Below are 17,493 nucleotides of genomic sequence, written 5' to 3'. Positions count from 1 at the left end.
CTCCTCCCTGGAACGAATACTGCTCGACGCCGGGGCGCAGCGCCAGCCCGGATGCGCAGCGCCGGCCCGGATGCGCAGGGGGAACAGGCTCGCCCGTGGTGACTAACGCCGCCGGGTGCTCAAGCTGAAAAACCAGGTCGCGGCGACCGTTGCCAGGTAACCGGTGATGACAATCAGGGAAACCCCGGCCCAGAAGTAGTTGGTGGTGCTGCTTTCCTGGCCGTAGCCCGGGGCGATCTTGATCAACGAATACACCGCAACCGCCGCAGCGACGACGCCCGCCAAAGCCGACAACAATAGCCACAAGCGGGACGACGCCCAATGCTCACCGCGACCATCCGAGACGTTCCAGCGGTTTCCGGTGCGCAGCACCAACCATCCAGCGGGAAGCATGACCGCTCCCACCACGAGGAACGCCGCGACCACGTCGGCGGGCCGGTGCCACTGGTTGATCAGCGTGGAAACCCCGGCCGCCACCGCGAAAGTGCCACCGAGGAACCCGGCCAGGGGCCGCCAGCGCGGCGACACCACCAGGAACACCGCGGCCGCCGCAGAGGCTGCCAGCGTGGTGTGACCGGACGGCAGCGAGTTCAGTTCAATGGTCTGGACGCCGCGGAACGGCCTGTCCGGGAACCAGTCCTTGAGGAGCTGCGTGGCCAGGTTTGCCGCGAGACAAGCAGTCAGCGCAATGCCGGCAGCCTTCCAGCGCCGGCGCATTATCGTCACGAACAAAACCACGACGGCGGCGATCGCCATCGAGATGACCGGCAGCCAATCGAGGAAATCGGTGGTGGCCCGTTCAGCCGGGCCGTTGAGGGTCGCGGCTTCCACCAAGGCGGACTCGTCGATGTACTGCCCGGTCGTGGTGCGCACGAAAAAGTAGAAGGTGGCAATGAATGCTGCAACGCAGGCCAAGGTCGCCAGCGTAAAAGTCAGGCCCATTCCGGCGCCCGCGCAGCGCTTGCCTGCGGTTCCACGTGTGGCCGCCAGCCGGCCTGTCTTAGGAAAACTCATTGCCTTCAGGGTGCCATATATGGCTGGGAGGTTCACTTCGGCTCGGCAACCAGCTCATCGTAAAGGGCCAAGTGTTCGGCAACCATCCTCTCGGCACTGAAGTAGTCTTCCGCAGCATGGCGGCAATCGCTCCGGTCCAGTGTGGCTGCGGCAATGAGGGCCTCAGCCAGTTCAGCGGGACTGGAGCCGAGATAACCGGTGAGGCCCACGGAAACGATCTCGGGGGCAGATCCGCGGAAAGTTGCCACCACAGGCGTGCCCGTGGCGAGGGCCTCGATCATGGCCATCCCGAAAGGTTCATCCCACTGGATCGGATTCAGCAGTGCCACCGACCCACCGAGGAGGACGAACTTGTCCGCCGCGCTCAGCTCCCCGAGGTATTCGACGTCGGGCCCCAGCAACGGTGCGATGACGGCGGCGTAGTACTCATGTTCCTCGGCGCTGTACATCTTGGCAGCAATCCTGAGCGGTATGCGGGCCAGACGGGCGGCTTCAATTGCTTCCGGCAGGCCCTTGCCGGGATGCATCCGGCCAAGGAAGCTGGCGTAACCGCCGTCGCCGGCGCCGAGCGGGACGGATTCCGTGTCGATCCCGTGGTGGATGACCTTGCGTACCTTAATCCCGGGAGCCGAGTCTGCTTGATGCTGCGAGATGGCGATGATTGCGGTGTCGGTTGCCATCGCCTGGTAAATGTCATGGTTCTCGGCTGAAAAAGGCAGATGCGCCGTCGCGACAAGGGGGATTCCTCGCGGACGGTGCCGGTACAACGGCCCTGCCAAGGTGTTGTCGTGAATGAGATCGACGTCGTCCATGGCCGCGAAGGCGTACACGCTGTGACGGAGTTCGTCCGTGCCGATTCCTATCCTCGAGCCATCAGCAAGCGGTGGACCGGGGACTTTGGCCACCGGACATGTGCTGCCGGACGCCGCAGCCAGAAGCACCTCATGCCCGGCTGCCGCCAAGCCGCGCGCCAGGATATCGATGATGGACTCCGTGCCCCCGTACGCCGGTGGCGGTACCGGGATCCACGGCGGGGCCACTAGACCGATGCGCACCTACTGCCCCCGTCCAGGCGATGCGCCGGCACGGTGGACATCCAAGAGATCGGACAACGGTTTGCGGGCCTCACGGTGCAGCGCAATATTCTCGGGAAGCTCCGTAACCCGTGTTTCTCCATTGACCACCTCCACGGAGATCCGGGAGCCGGCGAGCGGGATGTTCCGCATCTTGATGTCGCCGAAGCCGTCCGGCACAACCGGCGCCAGCCAAAGACCACCGTGGGTGAGGCACGGATCGAAGCGAAGCAGCACCCGGAGTAAATGAACAGGCGTGGCCGCGGCCCACGCCTGCGGTGAACACGAGGAGGGATACGGAACAGGCATCCCGTAGCTTTTCCTGTCCAGACCGCAGAACAATTCCGGCAGCCGCCCGCCGAATGCCTCGGCGGCATCCAACAGGCCCGTGATGATGCGCTGGGATTCCTCAACGAATCCGTATCGCATCAATCCGCCGGCAATAAGTGCATTGTCGTGCGGCCATACCGAGCCGTTGTGGTAACTCGCCGGATTGTAGGCCGCCATGTCCGACGCCAATGTCCGGACGCCCCAGCCGGTGAACATGGTGTCCGACATCAGCCGCTCCGCGACCAGCGAAGCCTTGTCGTCGTCGACGATTCCGCTCCACAGGCAATGCCCCATATTGGACGCGCACGCATCTACCGGCCGCTTGTTGCGATCGAGGGCGATGGCGAAATAGCCGCGTTCAGGGAGCCAGAACTGCTCGTTGAATTTTCGCTTGAGTTCGGCCGCCCGGGCACCCCAGACCGCAGCCAGCTTCGTATCGCCGTCTTGTTCGGCCATGAGGGCCCTGCTGAGATAGGCCGTGTAAACATAGCCCTGGACTTCGCACAACGCAATCGGCGGCTCTGCCAAAGTCCCATCGGCGAAGTTGATGCCGTCCGCGGAATCTTTCCAGCCTTGGTTTACCAATCCCTGGTCCGTGGCTCGGGAATACTCCACGAAGCCGTCGCCGTCGGCGTCTCCATAGTCGCGGATCCAGTCCAAGGCGCGGTTCACGGCCGGCAGGAGGGATTGCGTGACTTCCGAACGGAATCCCCAACGGGTCAGCTCCCCGGCGAGGGTCACGAACAGCGGCGTCGCGTCCACTGAGCCGTAGTATGCGCTCCCGCCTCCAAGGGCCAGGCCCGTACTGGCGCCGAGACGGACCTCGTGCAGGATCCGCCCTGGTTCCTCTTCGCTGAGCGGGTTGACGGCCCTGCCCTGGTGGTCGGCGAGGGTCTGCAAGGTTCCCAGGGCCAGCGAGGGGTCCAAGGGAAGGGTCATGAAGGAAGTCAGGAGAGAGTCCCGGCCGAAAAGGGCCATGAACCACGGCGATCCTGCCGCCACCACCGTCCGTCCCGGATGGTCCGGGTCGAAGATCCTGAGGGAGCCGAGGTCTGCCCTGCTCCGGGCCAACGCTTCGTCGAAGGCGTGGTTGGCTACTTCGGTTTGAGGAACCTTTCCGTGCCACTCCTGCAATCTTTCCTCGGGCACGTCGTAGGGACGCTGGCTGCCCCAAATCCGGGCATCGGCGTCCGGTCCGACCCCGTCAATGCTTGGAGTGGCGGTCACGCTCGTGGACCAATGGCCTTGGGGTTCGATGGTGATCTCATAGCAGAGGACGTCACGGTCAACCATTGCATTCGGGGCGTCAATGGTGACCAGGACGTGATGGCCTTGGCGCTCGGCCTCAAGCACCAACGTGTCATCGCTGCCCCGCACCAAATGGATGGTTCTGTGATGTGCCCGCCCTTCCTTGACCTCGAAGATATCGGCAAAGTCTGCATTGACCGTGAGCGAGACCGTGCAGTGACTGGTCCGGGTGGAGAAGTTCCTGACGGTGATGTCTTCGCGCACACCGCCGAACAGGCTCCGCCGGCGTTCAATCAGCAGATGGCTGTCTGCCAGCCCGTCAGTACGTGCCGCGCGGCCCACGAAATCGGCACGGTAGGGCTCCGGGACCGGGGAACCAAGAGCTTCGATGGGGTGGCCGTTGACCGCGAGCACCCAATTCGAAACGAACCGCGTGTCCCGGAAGAACATCCCATGCGGGCGTAGCTGGTCCATATCGCCGTTGGCCGCAGAGACGCAGAACGATGTCCCTGCCAGCAATGTCACGGCGCCGGCGCCGGCCGATCCTGCAAGGTTCTCGGCATTCCAACCTGTCATCAATGGTCTCCAGGGGTAGGGACGGGGGAAGGAGGCAGCTTGCTTCAGCGTATTCTCCGCGTCTTCGGAAGTGAACCCTCCTGCAGGTATGTGGGCGTTCTTCCCGACCCTCCTGCAGGTATGTGCGCGGCGGGCGATATCTGATGGAGCGTCCTGAACGCCGAGCAGCCAACGCTAGAGTGAAATCATGCCCAACGAGTCCGCCCGCTCCCCACGGAACCCCAGCCTTGACGAGCTCCTGGACACCGCCAAGGTGGTCAGCTTGCCGATGCGGGTCAAGTTCCGGGGAATCACCGAGCGCGAGACCCTCCTCTTCTGCGGCCCGGCCGGGTGGGGCGAGTTCTGCCCCTTCCCCGAGTATGGCGACACCGAAGCCTCCCGCTGGCTCGCTGCCGCCGTCGAAGCCGCATGGCACGGCTTTCCCCCACAGCTGAGGGACACCATTCCCGTCAACGCAACCGTCCCCGCCGTGACTGCTGACCGGGTGCCCGAGGTCCTGGAACGCTTCGGCCGCGTGGACGCAGTCAAGGTCAAGGTTGCCGAGCGCGGGCAGGAACTCGCCGACGACGTCGCACGCGTCACTGCGGTCCGGGACGCCCTGCCGGACGCCGCGATCCGCGTGGACGCGAACGGCGGCTGGGACGTGCCGCAGGCGGTCGAGGCACTTGGGCGGCTGTCCGCCGTCGGGCTCGAATACGCCGAACAGCCCGTGGCGCAGATCGACGGACTCGCCGAAGTGCGCCGCCGGCTCGCCCGGCAGGGAACTCCCGTGCTCATCGCCGCCGACGAATCCGTGCGCAAGGAAGACGATCCCCTCAAGGTGGCCCGCGCCGGCGCGGCTGACCTGATCGTGGTCAAGGTGGCCCCGCTGGGGGGAGTGCGGCGCGCGCTGGACATCGTCGCGCAAGCCGGACTTCCCGCCGTCGTGAGTTCGGCGCTGGACACCTCGGTGGGGATCCGCGCGGGGTTGGCGCTCGCCGCCGCGCTGCCGGAGCTGCCTTACGCGTGCGGGCTGGGGACCGTGCGGCTGTTCGGCTCGGACGTCACCCGGGATCCGTTGGTGCCCGACGACGGCGCCATCCGCGTCCGCGAAGCCGTCGCCGACGAGGGGCTGCTGGAGCGGTATGCGGCGCCCGCTGAACGTCGCGATTGGTGGCTGGACCGGCTCCGCCGCGTGTATTTCCTCCTCGATAGCGAGTTCATCGAAAATTAATCAGAGTGTCCTCTCGGATTTTGTTGGCCCTGCAAGGGTGGGTGAATCACTCAATCCCCGGAGGTAGTCCCATGTCTGAATCACCCCGCAAGTTCGGCTTGCTTCCCATGCTCGGCCACACGAAGGGCAAACGCAGCCCGGTGACATGTGCGTTGAAGTGCGACAACGCCTGTTCGGGCGATGTTTGCAACACCAGCTCCAATGCCTACTTCCGTGACATCGCATCCGCGGCCGTGTCCCGCCGCTCCGCACTCGGCTTTGGCGCCGTCGGTGTGCTCGCCGTCGCCTTCGGCGGAGGCTTGGTCGGATGCAAGCCAGGCAGCATTTCCGAGGGCGGCGCTGGTCTTTCCCCCGCGGCCCAAACCGGTTTCGACAAGGCCAAGCTCAAGTTCACACCGATCAAGCCTGTTGACTACACCGTTGACGCGTTTACCGTTCCGGAGGGCTTCGACTGGCGGCCGGTCATTCGCTGGGGCGATCCGCTCTTCGCCGACTCGCCTGCCTTCGAGCTGAATGGCCAGACGGCGGCAGCGCAGGCCCGGCAATTCGGATACAACAACGACTACACGGACATCCTGCCGATCCCCGATTCCAAGGACCGCCGTGCCGTGCTGTTTACCAACCACGAGTACACCAACGAGAACATCATGTTCCCGGAGTCCTTGCCGGCTGCCGAGGCGCGGGGCATCGCTCGTGCCGCACATGGCCTCACGGTTGTGGAACTTGAGCGCCAGAACAAAAACAAGCCGTGGAACTACGTCAAGGGTGCCAAGCTGAACCGCCGCTTCCTGACCGACACCAGCTATGAGCTCACCGGCCCCGCCGCGGGCACGAACTTGGTCAAGACCATCGACGACCCCTCCGGCCGGGCTATCAAAGGCACCCTGGGCAACTGCTCCGGCGGCACCACGCCGTGGGGCACCATCCTCTCCGGCGAGGAAAACTTCAACGGCTACTTCGTCGCTCCCGGCACGTCGGCGGCGGACAAGCGCTACGGCCTGACGAACAGGCCCACGGCCCGTGAGTGGGAGCTTGACGAGCCGCGCTTCAACACCAACAACGCGGGCTACGCCAACGAGGCCAACCGCTTTGGCTGGATTGTGGAAGTCGATCCGTTCGATCCTTCGTCCACGCCCAAGAAGCACTCCGCCATGGGCCGCTTCAAGCATGAAGGCGCCAACGTGATTGTCGCGAAGTCCGGCCGCGTGGTGGCCTACATGGGCGACGACGAGCGTTTCGACTACCTCTACAAGTTCGTTTCCAAGGGCAAGTACATGGCCGGCGACTCGGCCGCCGCCCGGCGGAACAACATGAACCTCCTCTCCGAGGGTGACCTCTACGTTGCCAAATTCACGGGAGACTCTCCCGCAGCTGAAATCGACGGCAGTGGCAAGCTTCCGTCCGACGGCGCGTTCGACGGTTCCGGCGAATGGCTTCCGCTGGTGGTCAACGGCGCCTCCGCTGTACCGGACATGTCCGTTCCTGAGGTCCTGATCTACACCCGCCTCGCAGCGGACAAAGTTGGCCCCACCAAGATGGACCGGTGCGAAGACGTCGAGCCGAACCTGGCGAGCGGCAAGGTGTACGTGGTGTGCACCAACAACTCGAACCGCGGCAAGCCGGGCAACGAAGGCGCCACAGAGGTCAACCCGCGCACGCAGAACCGCGACGGCCACATCGTCGAGATCACCGAAACCGGTGACCAGACGTCCACGCGCTTCAACTGGACGCTCCTGATGGTTTGCGGGGATCCCGCGAAGAACTCCTCCACGTACTTCTCCGGCTTCCCGGTCGACAAGGTTTCGCCGATCTCCTGCCCGGACAACGTGGCCTTCGACACGGCAGGCAACATGTGGATCGCAACGGATGGCGCGCCGTCGTCCATCGCTTATGCGGACGGCTTGTTCAAGGTCACCCTCGATGGCAGCGAACGCGGCAAAGTGGAGCAGTTCCTCGCCGTCCCGCGCGACGCCGAGACGTGTGGCCCGATCGTGCACGACGACGAGCGGACCGTTTTCGTCGCTGTGCAGCACCCGGGTGAGGAAGGTTCCTTCGACGCGCCGCACTCGTACTTCCCGGACTATGTAGGCGCCGGCGCCGCCCCGGCCGCCGGCCAGGTCCGCGCGCCGCGGCCGGCTGTGGTCCAGGTGTTCCGCAAGGACGCGCCCGACCCTTCCGGTTCCGTCCCGACCCTTGCCGTCCCGATCCTTCCTCACCTTTAAGCCCTTCTCGGGAAACGCTCGCTCACCTTTGTTTTCATTGGTGAGCGAGCCCCTCTTCGTCAAGCTGGTTGTGAGTCATTCATTAGCTGTTGATTGAAGGAGCCGGCGGTGCCCGTTGATAACAAGGGTTTTACGCGTGAAGAGATCCGTGAGTTCATGCATGAGTATTATTTGCAGCCGCACGGGACGAGGAAGGAGTGGCTTGCCTCGACGCCCATTTCCGACTGGACGTTCCGCAGGTGGCGCAAGATGTTGGTCCAGGGCGATATCGACCGTGGTCTGATTCCGCGGGAGCATGGAGGCATGGCCCCTACAAATCGTGAGCTCTCCGCGTTTGAAAAAGCACGCTCGAAGGAAATGGCTGCCCACCGTGCCGAAGTCGAAAAACTCCAGAAGCGGGTGCAGGAGCTGGAGGATACGAATTCCGCGCTGGGAAAAGCTATCGGGCTCTTGCACGAGTTGAGCGTGCCCGAGCCCGATACAACCCAGACGAGCGCTCAGAAGGATTCGTAGCGGCCGAGAACAGTCTTGTCCTGGCGCTGCATGTGATCACCGGCTCCCAGCGGACAGCGCTCGTGCTTGCGGGCGTGTCGCGCGGGACCTGGCATTACCGGTTCAATCCCCGTCCGGCGGTGCAGGACCCGATCCACCAGGTTGACCGGGCCTACGAATGCCGGATCAGCTCCGCGCATCAGGAGCGGATCCTGGGGTTCATCCTGGCCGGTTGGGGGAAGGGCAACTCTGTTGACCATTCCTTCGCCACAGCCTGGGACGACGGCGTGCTGCTCGCTTCCAACCGCACCTGGTGGCGGATCGCGGCAGGGTACGAGGATCAGCTGGCCCGCCCAACCTTCCCGCGCAAGCGTGGCGGCAAGCGGGGTTCCGCTCAGAAGCCGGTGCTCAAGGCGACCGGACCTTGCCAGGTCTGGTCCTGGGACATCTCCGACGTCTATTCCAAGTGGCAGGGGAAGGTTTTCAAGGTGTACTCCATCATGGACATCTTCTCCCGGGAGATCGTCGGCTGGCGGGTGGAGGAACGCGAGTCCGACCACCTCGCCGCGGACATGTTCGAGACAGCCATCGCCCGGCACGGCGCCCCGGACATCGTGCATGCCGATTCAGGCCCGGCCATGAAATCAAACCTGCTCCGTGAGACCCTCACCGCCCACGGTGTGGAACTGTCCCATAACCGCCCGTACGTCTCCAACGACAATCCCTTCTCGGAGTCAGGGTTTCGCACGATGAAATACCGGCCCGGCTACCCCCGCACCTTTGACGATCTCGAGGCCGCGAGGGAGTACCTCACCGGCTATGTGCACTGGTACAGCACCGATCACAAACACTCCGGCATCGCACTGTTCTCACCCTCACAAGTCCACAACGGCTCGTGGAAAGAACTCTGGGACAAACGAGACAAAGTCCACCAGGACTACTACGAACGACACCCAGAAAGATTCCGCCAACGACCCACCACACCGGCCCCCGCCCAACACGTCGGGATCAACCTGCCCGAGACCAAAACACCCCAAAAACTAGCCCAGTGACTCCACACAGCTTGACAATTTTCGGGCGTCCCGGAAATCGACCTGATAGGTGAGCGAGCGTCCGGGGGAGGCGGCCGCTAATAGACTGGTGCGGTGACTTCGCAAGGCTCCCTGAGCTCCCTCGCCGCTGCCCGGATCGCCGTCAAGGCATTGCTCGACGGCGGTGTGCGGCACGTGGTGGTCTCTCCCGGTTCGCGCTCGGCACCGATGGCGTATGCGTTGGCGGAGGCAGAAGCCGCCGGTAACGTCCGACTCCTGGTGCGGATCGATGAACGCTCTGCCGGGTTCACCGCCCTTGGCCTTGCCCTGTCCACCGGCGCCCCGGCCGCCGTCCTCACCACCTCGGGCACCGCCGTCGGGAATCTCTTGCCGGCTGTCATGGAGGCCAACCACGCGGCCGTTCCCCTCGTGGTCCTCTCGGCTGACCGCCCGGCCGAACTTCACGGCACGGGTGCCAACCAGACCACCATCCAGCTGGACCTTTTCGGCGAGCACGTTCGCTTCGCCGTCGACATCGCCGCTGGCAGCAATCCGAAACGGGCCGTCGAGACTGCCATCTATGCAGCCACCGGCGCTCTTGAGGACACCCCTCCCGGTCCCGTGCAGCTGAACCTTGCTTTCCGCGAGCCGTTGGTTCCCGAACCGGGCGAAAGCCTGCCCGTCACGCAGGGCCGTGGCGTTTTCCACTACGATTCCGGTCCGCAGCCACTGAGCATGTCCCCCGCTCCGGCCGAACTGGCTGAACGGCGGACGGTTGTTTTGGCAGGGCACGACGCCGGTCCGGTGGCCGAGGCGTTCGCTCGCGCCCACGGACTTCCTTTGCTGGCCGAGCCCTCCTCCAACGCGCGTTTCGGGCCGAACGCCGTCGGGCCGTACAGCCTCATGCTGGCGAATTTCGGGCCCGGTTCCGTGCTGCCGATCGAGCGGGTGGTGGTCTTCGGACGGCCGACCCTGTCCCGTCCCGTCGCCGCTTTGCTCGCCCGGGAAGACCTTCCCGCGGCCATGTACGAGCCCGTGCCGGTGGCCTGGTACGAACACGGCCGGCGTCGCGAGGAGCGCTTTGATTCACTGACCGAGTTGGCCGGATTCGCGGGTCGCGGCTCGGCTGAATGGCTCGACGCCTGGCTGCTGGCCGGGGCGGCGGCCCAACACGCTCTCGACGGCGTCCTCGAGGCGGAGCAGGCAGCCAACGGTCCCGCGGTGGGAGCCACAGTCTGGAAACACGCCCGAGGGCAGTTGGTGTTGGGTTCATCCAACGGCATCCGCGACGTCGACCTTGCAGGGCAGCCGGGTCCCGAGCCCCTCGCCACGGTGTTCGCGAACCGAGGGCTCGCCGGCATCGACGGGACCACCTCCACGGCAACGGGAATAGCCCTCGGGGCTGCTCGCGAGACCACCCTCTTGCTGGGTGACGTCACCTTCCTCCACGACGCAGGCGGCCTCCTCCTCGGGGACGGCGAGCCCGGTCCCGACCTGCGCATCGTGGTCCTCAACGACTCCGGCGGCGGGATCTTCGGGCTCCTCGAACACGGAAAGGTGGAGGACGACGGCGGCTACGGCACCGCCGTCGAGCGCCTCTTCGGCACCCCGCACAGCGTGGACATTTCCGCGCTGGCCGCGGCGTACGGCGTCGGGCACACTTCAGTGCGTACGACGGCGGAGCTCGCCACCGCGCTTTCCGCGCCTTTGAAGGGGCGCAGCATTGTGGAGGTGCGCACGGACCGCTCCAGTTTGCGTCCGTTGCACGCACGCATTAAGGCGTCCGTAGGCGCGGCGGTGTCCCAGGTGCTGCTCGGAGCGTAGGCGCCAGCGACACTCAAATGGATTGGCGACACCCATGCCGATCAGCGATACCCGAATACAAGTGTCGCCCGTCTGTTCCTGCGTCCTGGGTCGATATGAGCGTCGTCAGCTGTTGTCCACATACGGCAGAAAGGGCCTCGCCTGGCCCGAGATGGGCTGCGATCGTGGATGAATGAACCCACTTCCGCGGCTGATTTTGGCGAAGGACCTGTCCAGGATCGGTCTGACTACCCGAGCATTGTCCGCGCAGGCCCGTTCAGGGAAACTTGTCCGCATCCGGCATGGTGTGTATGTCGAGGCAGCTCGTTGGAATGACCTAAAGCCTTGGGAACAGTACAGGCTTGGAGTCGAGGCCGCGGCAGAAACGTTCACTTCGCCCACCACGTTTTCGCATCATTCAGCGGCGACAATTCGCGGGATACCGGTCATCCTTCGGAAACAGCCAGTCCACGCACTCACCGCATTTTCCGCCGGCGGTCGGTCGCGTGCAGGAGTCCGTCGGCACTACGTACCTGAACAAGCCCACAACAGTGAACAGTTGGAAGGTTTTCTCATCACGGGCAGGGTCCGCACCGTCCTCGATATCGCGGCGACGGTCCCCTTTGCGGAAGCTGTGGTGCCCATCGACCATGTGTTGAAGCCGGACGTAGTGCGGGGTGTGCCGGCGGTCTCGAAGGGGGAACTGCTGGCTGGCATCGACGGGACGTATTCACAGGCGGCGGCTCGGCGAATCGGGGCGGTGGTCGATTTCGCCGATCCGCAGTCCAGCTCGCCGGGGGAATCCTACAGCCGCGGGCTGATCCACGTTGCCGGGTTTGCCCCACCGGTGCTGCAATACAGGGTCAGGAACGGTGGTGTCACCATCGCCACCACGGATTTCTACTGGGAGGAGACCAGAGTTGTCGGCGAATTCGATGGCCGGGAGAAATACCTCAAACCGGAGTATCTGCGTGGCCGGACGCCGTCGGATGTGGTGTATGAGGAGAAAGTTCGCGAGGACCGGATCCGGGCCACGGGCAGAAACGTGGCTCGGTGGGCCTGGGATGAACTCAACAGTCCAGGCCGGCTGGAACGAATACTGCTCGACGCAGGGGTGCCGCTCCGCCGTCGGGCCTCTGCAGGACACCCAAATGGGTCCGTGACAAGCAAACGGGCCGGTGACACTCGGATATGAGTTTCACCGGCCCGTCTGCGCAGGGATTGTCCGTTCACGCGTCGATGGGGGTTAGAGTACGCGGCTGAGGAATTCCTTGGTGCGTGCGTGTTGGGGGTTGGTGATGATTTCGCGGGGGTCGCCGGTTTCCACGACGATGCCTCCGTCCATGAAGGTCAGGGTGTCGCCGACTTCGCGGGCGAAGCCGATTTCGTGGGTGACCACGATCATGGTCATGCCGGATTTGGCGAGGTCTTTCATGACGTTGAGTACGTCGCCGACGAGTTCGGGGTCCAGGGCTGAGGTGGGTTCGTCGAAGAGCATGAGTTCGGGTTCCATGGCCAAGGCTCGGGCGATCGCGACGCGTTGTTGTTGGCCGCCGGAGAGTTGTCCGGGGTAGTGGTTGGCACGGTCTGCCAGGCCTACCCGGTCCAGGAGTTCGAGGGCGTCTTTCTTGGCGGCGTTCTTGGCTTTGCCCTTGACTTGTATTGGTGCTTCCATGACGTTGTAGAGGGCGGTTTTGTGGGGGAAGAGGTTGAAGCGTTGGAAGACCATGCCGATTTCCCGGCGTTGGGCGGAGATTTCCTTGGTTTTCAGGTCGTGGAGGCGGCCGTTGATTTCGCGGTAGCCGATGAGTTGCTCGCCGACGGAGATGCGTCCTGCGCTGATGGTTTCCAAGAGGTTCACGCAGCGGAGCATGGTGGATTTGCCTGATCCCGAGGGGCCGATGACGACGGAGACTTCGCCTTGGTTGACGGTCAGGTCGATGCCGCGCAGGACGTGGTGGGGGCCGAAGTATTTGTGGAGGCCTTCGATGCGTACCAGTGGTTTCCGGGTGGTGGTTGTCATTTTGTGTCGTCCTCGGGGAAGTCCATCCGTAGGGACGGTTCTGCTTCGGCGCTGGGTGCCACGGCCGCGGCGGCTTTCGCGGCTGCGGGGTTGATGAGGGCCGGGGCGAGGTTGGTGTCCACGCCTTTGCCGTAGTAGGCCTCGATGTAGTGTTGGCCGATCATGAGCAGGCTGGTGATGACCAGGTACCAGATGGCTGCCACGATCAGCAGGGGTACGGGGAGGTAGATCCGGTTGGCCAGGGCGTTGGTGGCGAAGGTCAGGTCCAGGGTGAACGGGACGGCCAGGACCAGGGAGGTGGTTTTGAGCATGCCGATGGTTTCGTTGCCGGTGGGCGGGACGATGATGCGCATGGCTTGGGGCAGGATGATCCGCCACATGATTTTGCCTTTGCCCATGCCCAGGGCTTCGGCTGCTTCGGTTTGTCCTTTGTCCACGGATTTCAGGCCGGCGCGGAAGATTTCGGCCAGGTAGGCGGATTCGTTGAGGCCAAGTCCCAGAATGGCTGCTACCAGTGCGGTGATGACGGTGCTGGTGTCCATGCTGAATAGCTCGGGGCCGAACGGGATTCCTGCGCTGATTTTGGGGTAGAGGACGGCGATCAGGCCCCAGAAGACCAGCTGGGTGTATACCGGGGTGCCGCGGAAGAACCAGACCCAGGCCCAGCTCGTGTAGCGCAGTACCGGGTTGTCGGATTGCCGCATGACGGCCAACAGGATGGCCAGGACGATCGCCAGGACCATCGAGGCTACCGTGAGGAGCAGGGTCCAGCCGACGCCCTGGACGACTTTCACGTCCAGGATGTAGGTCCCCACCACGTCCCAACGGAAGTTGGGGTTGGTGATCACGCTTTGCACCATCAGGACAAGAATGCCAACGATGATGATCGCGCTGATCCACCGGCCGGGATGCCTGACCGGCACCGCATCATTCAATACCGGTGCTACATGGCCGTGCTGATGATGATCCATCTGTGCACCTGATTTATTGTCGATGTCCGGAATACTCAAGATTTAACCGCCGGGTTGACTTCGGATGTGGTGATCGCGCCTTCGGCGTTGCCCCAACCGCTGAGGATCTTCTTGTAGGAGCCGTCAGACATCAGCTTAGTGAGTGTCTTCTGGATGAGATCGGCGAGGGCGGTGTCCGACTTCGCGACGGCGATGCCCTGGGGAGCGGCGTCGTAAACGTCACCGAGCCTCTCGAGCTGGCCATTCGTCTGGGTCAGGGCGTATCCGATGATGGGGGAGTCCGCTGCCATCGCATCGATACTGCCATTGACCAGACGCGTGGTGACGTCGGTCTGGTTCTTCAAGGTGACAACGTTGATGGCTGGCTTACCGTCAGCCGCACACTTCTTGTTGCGGCCGGAGAGGTCCGGATCTTCCTGGACGGTTCCGGTCTGCACGCCGATGGACTTGCCACAGATGTCATCCAGCGAGAACTTCTTCGGGTTGCCCTTCTGCACGGCCCAAGCGGTTCCGGCGTTGAAGTAGCTGACCATGTTGACGGCGCCGAGTCGCTCCGGGTTGATGGTGAAGGAGGAAATGCCGAGATCGTATTTAGGGCCGAGGGCAGGGAGGATGCCCGTGAATTCGGCGGTCTGCACCTGGACTTTCAGGCCAAGGGTGGCTCCGATCGCTTTGGCGATGTCGACGTCGTAACCCACAGGGGTCTGGCCGTCGGTTCCGAGGAACTCCGCCGGCGCGTAGCTAGTGTCCGAGCCGACTGTCAGGGTGCCCTTGGACTTGATGGCCGCGGGAACCAATGCTGCCAGCGTGTCGTCCTTGGTAATGGTGGCGGGGTCGAAGCTCGCATTCGCACTGCCGGAAGGCGAAGCTGCACTCGAGGGTCCTGCCTCTGAGGCGTTGGTGCAGGCGGTGAGGGCCAGTGCGCCGATTGCGATGATGGTTGCAGCTTTGAGCGTCGAACTGACTGGAAGCGAGCGGGATTTCTGCATTTTCTTACCTTTTGTTGCAGTGGATGCGAAACTAATCGGTTCATAGTGTATCGCCGAAGATGAGATGTGCGTCACAGAAAACTAAGTTTTACTATTGGATAACCTAGCAAGTAAAAAATCAAGACCTCCGCTCTTGCTGTTGTCTCGCCCCTCAGACAGTCGGGAGCCAAGCCACGGAGCTGGAGGTGAGGATTGGAACTTCAGACCCGGCTGGCTAGCGGTTGATGCCGAGCGACTCAAGCATCGGCCGGAATTTGGCCCAGGTCTCCGCCAGCTCGGCCTCGGGAACAGAACCCTCAACGATCCCGCAGCCCGCATAGAGGCGCACGGTGGTTGGGCTCTCGATGATCGCGCCGCGCAGGGCGATGCCCCACTCGCCGTTGCCCGTGGCGTCGAGCCACCCGACCGGCCCGGCGTACGGTCCACGGTCCATGTGCTCAAGCTCCCGGATCAGCTCCCCGGCCACCAAAGTGGGCGTCCCACACACGGCGGCCGTGGGGTGGAGGGCGTTGATCAGGGCCAGACACGTAGGGACATGTCCCTCAATATCGGCGAGCTCGGCCTTCACATCCGAGGCCAGGTGCCACACATTGGGCAGTTCCAGGATGAACGGCTCGCTGTGGGCGTTCATGGCTTCGGAAAAGGGCGCCAGCTGCGTAGTCAACGATTGAATGGCGATCTCGTGCTCATGCCGTTGCTTCTCCGAGCCGGCCAGCACGCGTTCGGCGTATTCCATCGGGGAACCGGCCATTCCCTCCGCGTCGCGCCGATCCAACGTTCCGGCCAGGACCCGCGCCTGCGCCGTCCGGCCCTCCACCTGGATGAGCATTTCCGGCGTCGCGCCGACCAAGCCGTCGACGCCGTATGTCCAGCACTCGCGGTATCGGCTGGCCAGCTGGCGGAGCACCTGGGCGGCGTTGACGCCGTCGGGCAGCGTTGCCACGACATCCCGCGCCAGGACCAGCTTCTCCAGCTTTCCCGTCCGGATTTCCGCTACGCCGTCGGCGACGGCCTGCTTCCAGTCAGTCTCGCTCAGGGAACCGCTCTCGAGCGTGACCTTCCCATCACCCAACTGACTCGCAGTTGTTGTCGCTATGAGCCCGCTAAACGACAACAATTGCGAGTCAGTTGGGTGCGCGACGTCGGAGCCTCCTGACGGGCTCAGCCAGACTGCCAGCGCGGCGAGGGCGCCCGCCCCGGTGAGTTCGACGTCGTCGAGCGTCAACTGGGTAAGCCATGACCGCCCGTCCCGGATCCCGACCACAATTTCCGGAAGGATCAGGCGCGATTCAAAAGCCGACGTCTTGGAGAAGGCAAAGGAACCGAAGGCCAGTGGGCCGGTGCCGGGGAGCTCGAGGGGATCTGTGATGGCGGCCTCAAGGACAAGATGGCGCCACCAGATGTCGGCTTCAAGGAAGCGATCAGGACCGGAAGCCGTGAAGCGCGCAAGTTCGCCAAAGCCCACCAGTCCGTTCTCGCGGCGGGACCAGCACAGGACGTCGTCCCGGACCAGAAACGACGGCAGCCCCCCGGAGGATGAATCAACATCGAGGGGGACTGTCAAGGTGCGGAGCGTACTCGTCATGATGGAACAACATTACTCCCGCGGGCAACGCGAACCGCGTCGGCCAGAACGGAAACCCGGGTAGGCCCCGGCCGGAAACGTCCGGAACCGTGCGGCAGGAATGGAGCGCCCGAAGTTCTTCCCGAATTTGTCTGAGACAATTGCAGGGTGAACCGAGCATCCTTGGAAAAGCGTCCGGACGAAGTTGCGACGATGTTTGATGATGTCGCCCCCAAATACGACGTCGTCAACGATGTCCTGTCCATGGGGCAGACCAGGCGTTGGCGCCGAGTGGTCGTGGATGCGATGGATGTCCGGGTTGGCCAAAGGGTCCTGGACCTTGCCGCCGGTACCGGTACTTCCAGCGAACCCTACGCCGACGCCGGCGTAGACGTTGTGGCCTGCGATTTCTCCTTGGGGATGCTGAAGGTGGGCAAGCGCCGCCGCCCGGACATCAACTTCGTTGCCGGAGACGCCACCAAGCTCCCGTTCGCAGACAACTCCTTTGATGCGTGCACCATTTCCTTCGGCCTTCGCAACGTCAACGAACCGCACAAGGCCCTCGCCGAGATGCTCCGCGTCACCAAGCCCGGCGGACGCCTGGTCATCGCAGAATTCTCGGCCCCCGTGGTGCCCCTCTGGCGGACCATGTACACCGAATACCTCATGCGCGCCCTGCCCGCCATCGCCACCAAGGTCTCCTCCAACCCGGACGCGTACGTGTATCTTGCGGAGTCCATTCGCGCTTGGCCAGACCAGGACCACTTGGCCGCGTGGCTGCAGGAAGCCGGCTGGACGAACGTGAACTACCGCAACCTGAGCGGTGGCATCGTGGCGGTACACCGGGCCCAAAAGCCTTCCGAACACCGCGAAAGCGTCCCCGTGGCCAAGCTGCGCCGCCAGATCAAGCCGCGCCGCCAAGCCGGCGAACAGTCCCGTTGACC

Annotated in this window: 14 protein-coding genes and 1 pseudogene; 8 read left to right on the top strand and 7 right to left on the bottom strand. The window is 63.8% G+C overall.

The genetic code is table 11. The features are described from left to right. Window positions 1-102 precede the first annotated feature (102 nt). Genes A3M3_RS0103925 through A3M3_RS0103915 form a run of 3 tightly spaced genes read right to left on the bottom strand, consistent with a single transcriptional unit; the run spans window position 103 to window position 4,241 of the window. On the bottom strand, window positions 103-1,014 hold the full coding sequence (locus A3M3_RS0103925) for a phosphatase PAP2 family protein (RefSeq protein ID WP_035742192.1): 912 nt from the start codon (window positions 1,012-1,014) through the stop codon (window positions 103-105). 32 nt (window positions 1,015-1,046) lie between these two features. Further along, a complete protein-coding gene (locus A3M3_RS0103920; RefSeq protein WP_028265245.1) occupies window positions 1,047-2,069 on the bottom strand; it encodes a glycosyltransferase in 1,023 nt (340 codons plus the stop codon). Continuing rightward, the gene (locus A3M3_RS0103915) at window positions 2,070-4,241 is read right to left on the bottom strand and encodes an amylo-alpha-1,6-glucosidase (protein ID WP_028265244.1); all 2,172 of its coding nucleotides are present in this window, start codon (window positions 4,239-4,241) and stop codon (window positions 2,070-2,072) included. Between the two features lie 187 nt (window positions 4,242-4,428). On the opposite strand from A3M3_RS0103915, the gene A3M3_RS0103910 reads away from it, so the two are divergent. From A3M3_RS0103910 to A3M3_RS28695, 7 genes and pseudogenes are all read left to right on the top strand, one after another. After that, a complete protein-coding gene (locus tag A3M3_RS0103910) occupies window positions 4,429-5,454 on the top strand; it encodes an o-succinylbenzoate synthase (protein WP_028265243.1) in 1,026 nt (341 codons plus the stop codon). A gap of 71 nt (window positions 5,455-5,525) precedes the next feature. Continuing rightward, on the top strand, window positions 5,526-7,676 hold the full coding sequence (locus A3M3_RS23675; RefSeq protein ID WP_051422916.1) for a PhoX family protein: 2,151 nt from the start codon (window positions 5,526-5,528) through the stop codon (window positions 7,674-7,676). 108 nt (window positions 7,677-7,784) lie between these two features. Beyond that, the gene (locus A3M3_RS0103900) at window positions 7,785-8,189 is read left to right on the top strand and encodes a hypothetical protein (RefSeq protein ID WP_231497171.1); all 405 of its coding nucleotides are present in this window, start codon (window positions 7,785-7,787) and stop codon (window positions 8,187-8,189) included. A gap of 32 nt (window positions 8,190-8,221) precedes the next feature. Then, window positions 8,222-9,220 (top strand): DDE-type integrase/transposase/recombinase, encoded by a 999-nt coding sequence (locus A3M3_RS0103895; RefSeq protein ID WP_197023106.1) that lies wholly within the window; start codon window positions 8,222-8,224, stop codon window positions 9,218-9,220. A gap of 93 nt (window positions 9,221-9,313) precedes the next feature. After that, entirely contained in the window at window positions 9,314-11,023 is a 1,710-nt protein-coding gene (menD, locus tag A3M3_RS0103890) for a 2-succinyl-5-enolpyruvyl-6-hydroxy-3-cyclohexene-1-carboxylic-acid synthase (protein ID WP_028265242.1), read from the top strand. 172 nt (window positions 11,024-11,195) lie between these two features. After that, window positions 11,196-11,270: pseudogene (locus A3M3_RS29360) on the top strand (hypothetical protein); the annotation flags it as partial. A gap of 291 nt (window positions 11,271-11,561) precedes the next feature. Next, window positions 11,562-12,197, top strand: a complete 636-nt coding sequence (locus tag A3M3_RS28695) for a hypothetical protein (protein WP_231497173.1) — start codon at window positions 11,562-11,564, stop codon at window positions 12,195-12,197. Window positions 12,198-12,248: 51 nt separating this feature from the next. Here the strand turns inward: A3M3_RS28695 and A3M3_RS0103880 are convergent, their stop codons facing one another. The 4 genes from A3M3_RS0103880 to A3M3_RS0103855 all read right to left on the bottom strand — a co-directional run bounded on the left by A3M3_RS0103880 (window position 12,249) and on the right by A3M3_RS0103855 (window position 16,570). Continuing rightward, the gene (locus A3M3_RS0103880) at window positions 12,249-13,025 is read right to left on the bottom strand and encodes an amino acid ABC transporter ATP-binding protein (protein WP_028267535.1); all 777 of its coding nucleotides are present in this window, start codon (window positions 13,023-13,025) and stop codon (window positions 12,249-12,251) included. Next, the gene (locus A3M3_RS23670; protein ID WP_051422915.1) at window positions 13,022-13,996 is read right to left on the bottom strand and encodes an amino acid ABC transporter permease; all 975 of its coding nucleotides are present in this window, start codon (window positions 13,994-13,996) and stop codon (window positions 13,022-13,024) included. Before A3M3_RS23670 ends, A3M3_RS0103880 begins: the two co-directional genes overlap by 4 nt. A gap of 35 nt (window positions 13,997-14,031) precedes the next feature. Further along, window positions 14,032-14,985, bottom strand: coding sequence for an ABC transporter substrate-binding protein (locus A3M3_RS0103860; RefSeq protein WP_028265240.1), 954 nt, complete (start codon window positions 14,983-14,985; stop codon window positions 14,032-14,034). 214 nt (window positions 14,986-15,199) lie between these two features. Then, window positions 15,200-16,570, bottom strand: a complete 1,371-nt coding sequence (locus tag A3M3_RS0103855) for an isochorismate synthase (RefSeq protein ID WP_028265239.1) — start codon at window positions 16,568-16,570, stop codon at window positions 15,200-15,202. A 147-nt stretch (window positions 16,571-16,717) separates the two neighbouring features. On the opposite strand from A3M3_RS0103855, the gene A3M3_RS0103850 reads away from it, so the two are divergent. Beyond that, complete coding sequence (locus A3M3_RS0103850; protein WP_028265238.1) at window positions 16,718-17,491, top strand: demethylmenaquinone methyltransferase; 774 nt, start codon at window positions 16,718-16,720, stop codon at window positions 17,489-17,491. Window positions 17,492-17,493: the final 2 nt, after the last annotated feature.

Source organism: Arthrobacter sp. MA-N2 (assembly GCF_000517125.1).
GTDB classification, from domain to species: Bacteria; Actinomycetota; Actinomycetes; order Actinomycetales; family Micrococcaceae; genus Arthrobacter; species Arthrobacter methylotrophus.
The sequence above is the reverse complement of the archived record's forward strand: the minus strand, read 5'-3'. Positions and strand labels throughout refer to the sequence as shown.

Coding starts and splice junctions, on each gene's coding strand:
- A3M3_RS0103880 (WP_028267535.1), bottom strand. CDS start 13,025: ATGACAACCACCACCCGGAAACCACTGGTACGCATCGAAGGCCTCCAC.
- A3M3_RS0103855 (WP_028265239.1), bottom strand. CDS start 16,570: ATGACGAGTACGCTCCGCACCTTGACAGTCCCCCTCGATGTTGATTCA.
- A3M3_RS23675 (WP_051422916.1), top strand. CDS start 5,526: ATGTCTGAATCACCCCGCAAGTTCGGCTTGCTTCCCATGCTCGGCCAC.
- A3M3_RS0103915 (WP_028265244.1), bottom strand. CDS start 4,241: ATGACAGGTTGGAATGCCGAGAACCTTGCAGGATCGGCCGGCGCCGGC.
- A3M3_RS23670 (WP_051422915.1), bottom strand. CDS start 13,996: ATGGATCATCATCAGCACGGCCATGTAGCACCGGTATTGAATGATGCG.
- A3M3_RS0103925 (WP_035742192.1), bottom strand. CDS start 1,014: ATGAGTTTTCCTAAGACAGGCCGGCTGGCGGCCACACGTGGAACCGCA.
- A3M3_RS0103860 (WP_028265240.1), bottom strand. CDS start 14,985: ATGCAGAAATCCCGCTCGCTTCCAGTCAGTTCGACGCTCAAAGCTGCA.
- A3M3_RS0103910 (WP_028265243.1), top strand. CDS start 4,429: ATGCCCAACGAGTCCGCCCGCTCCCCACGGAACCCCAGCCTTGACGAG.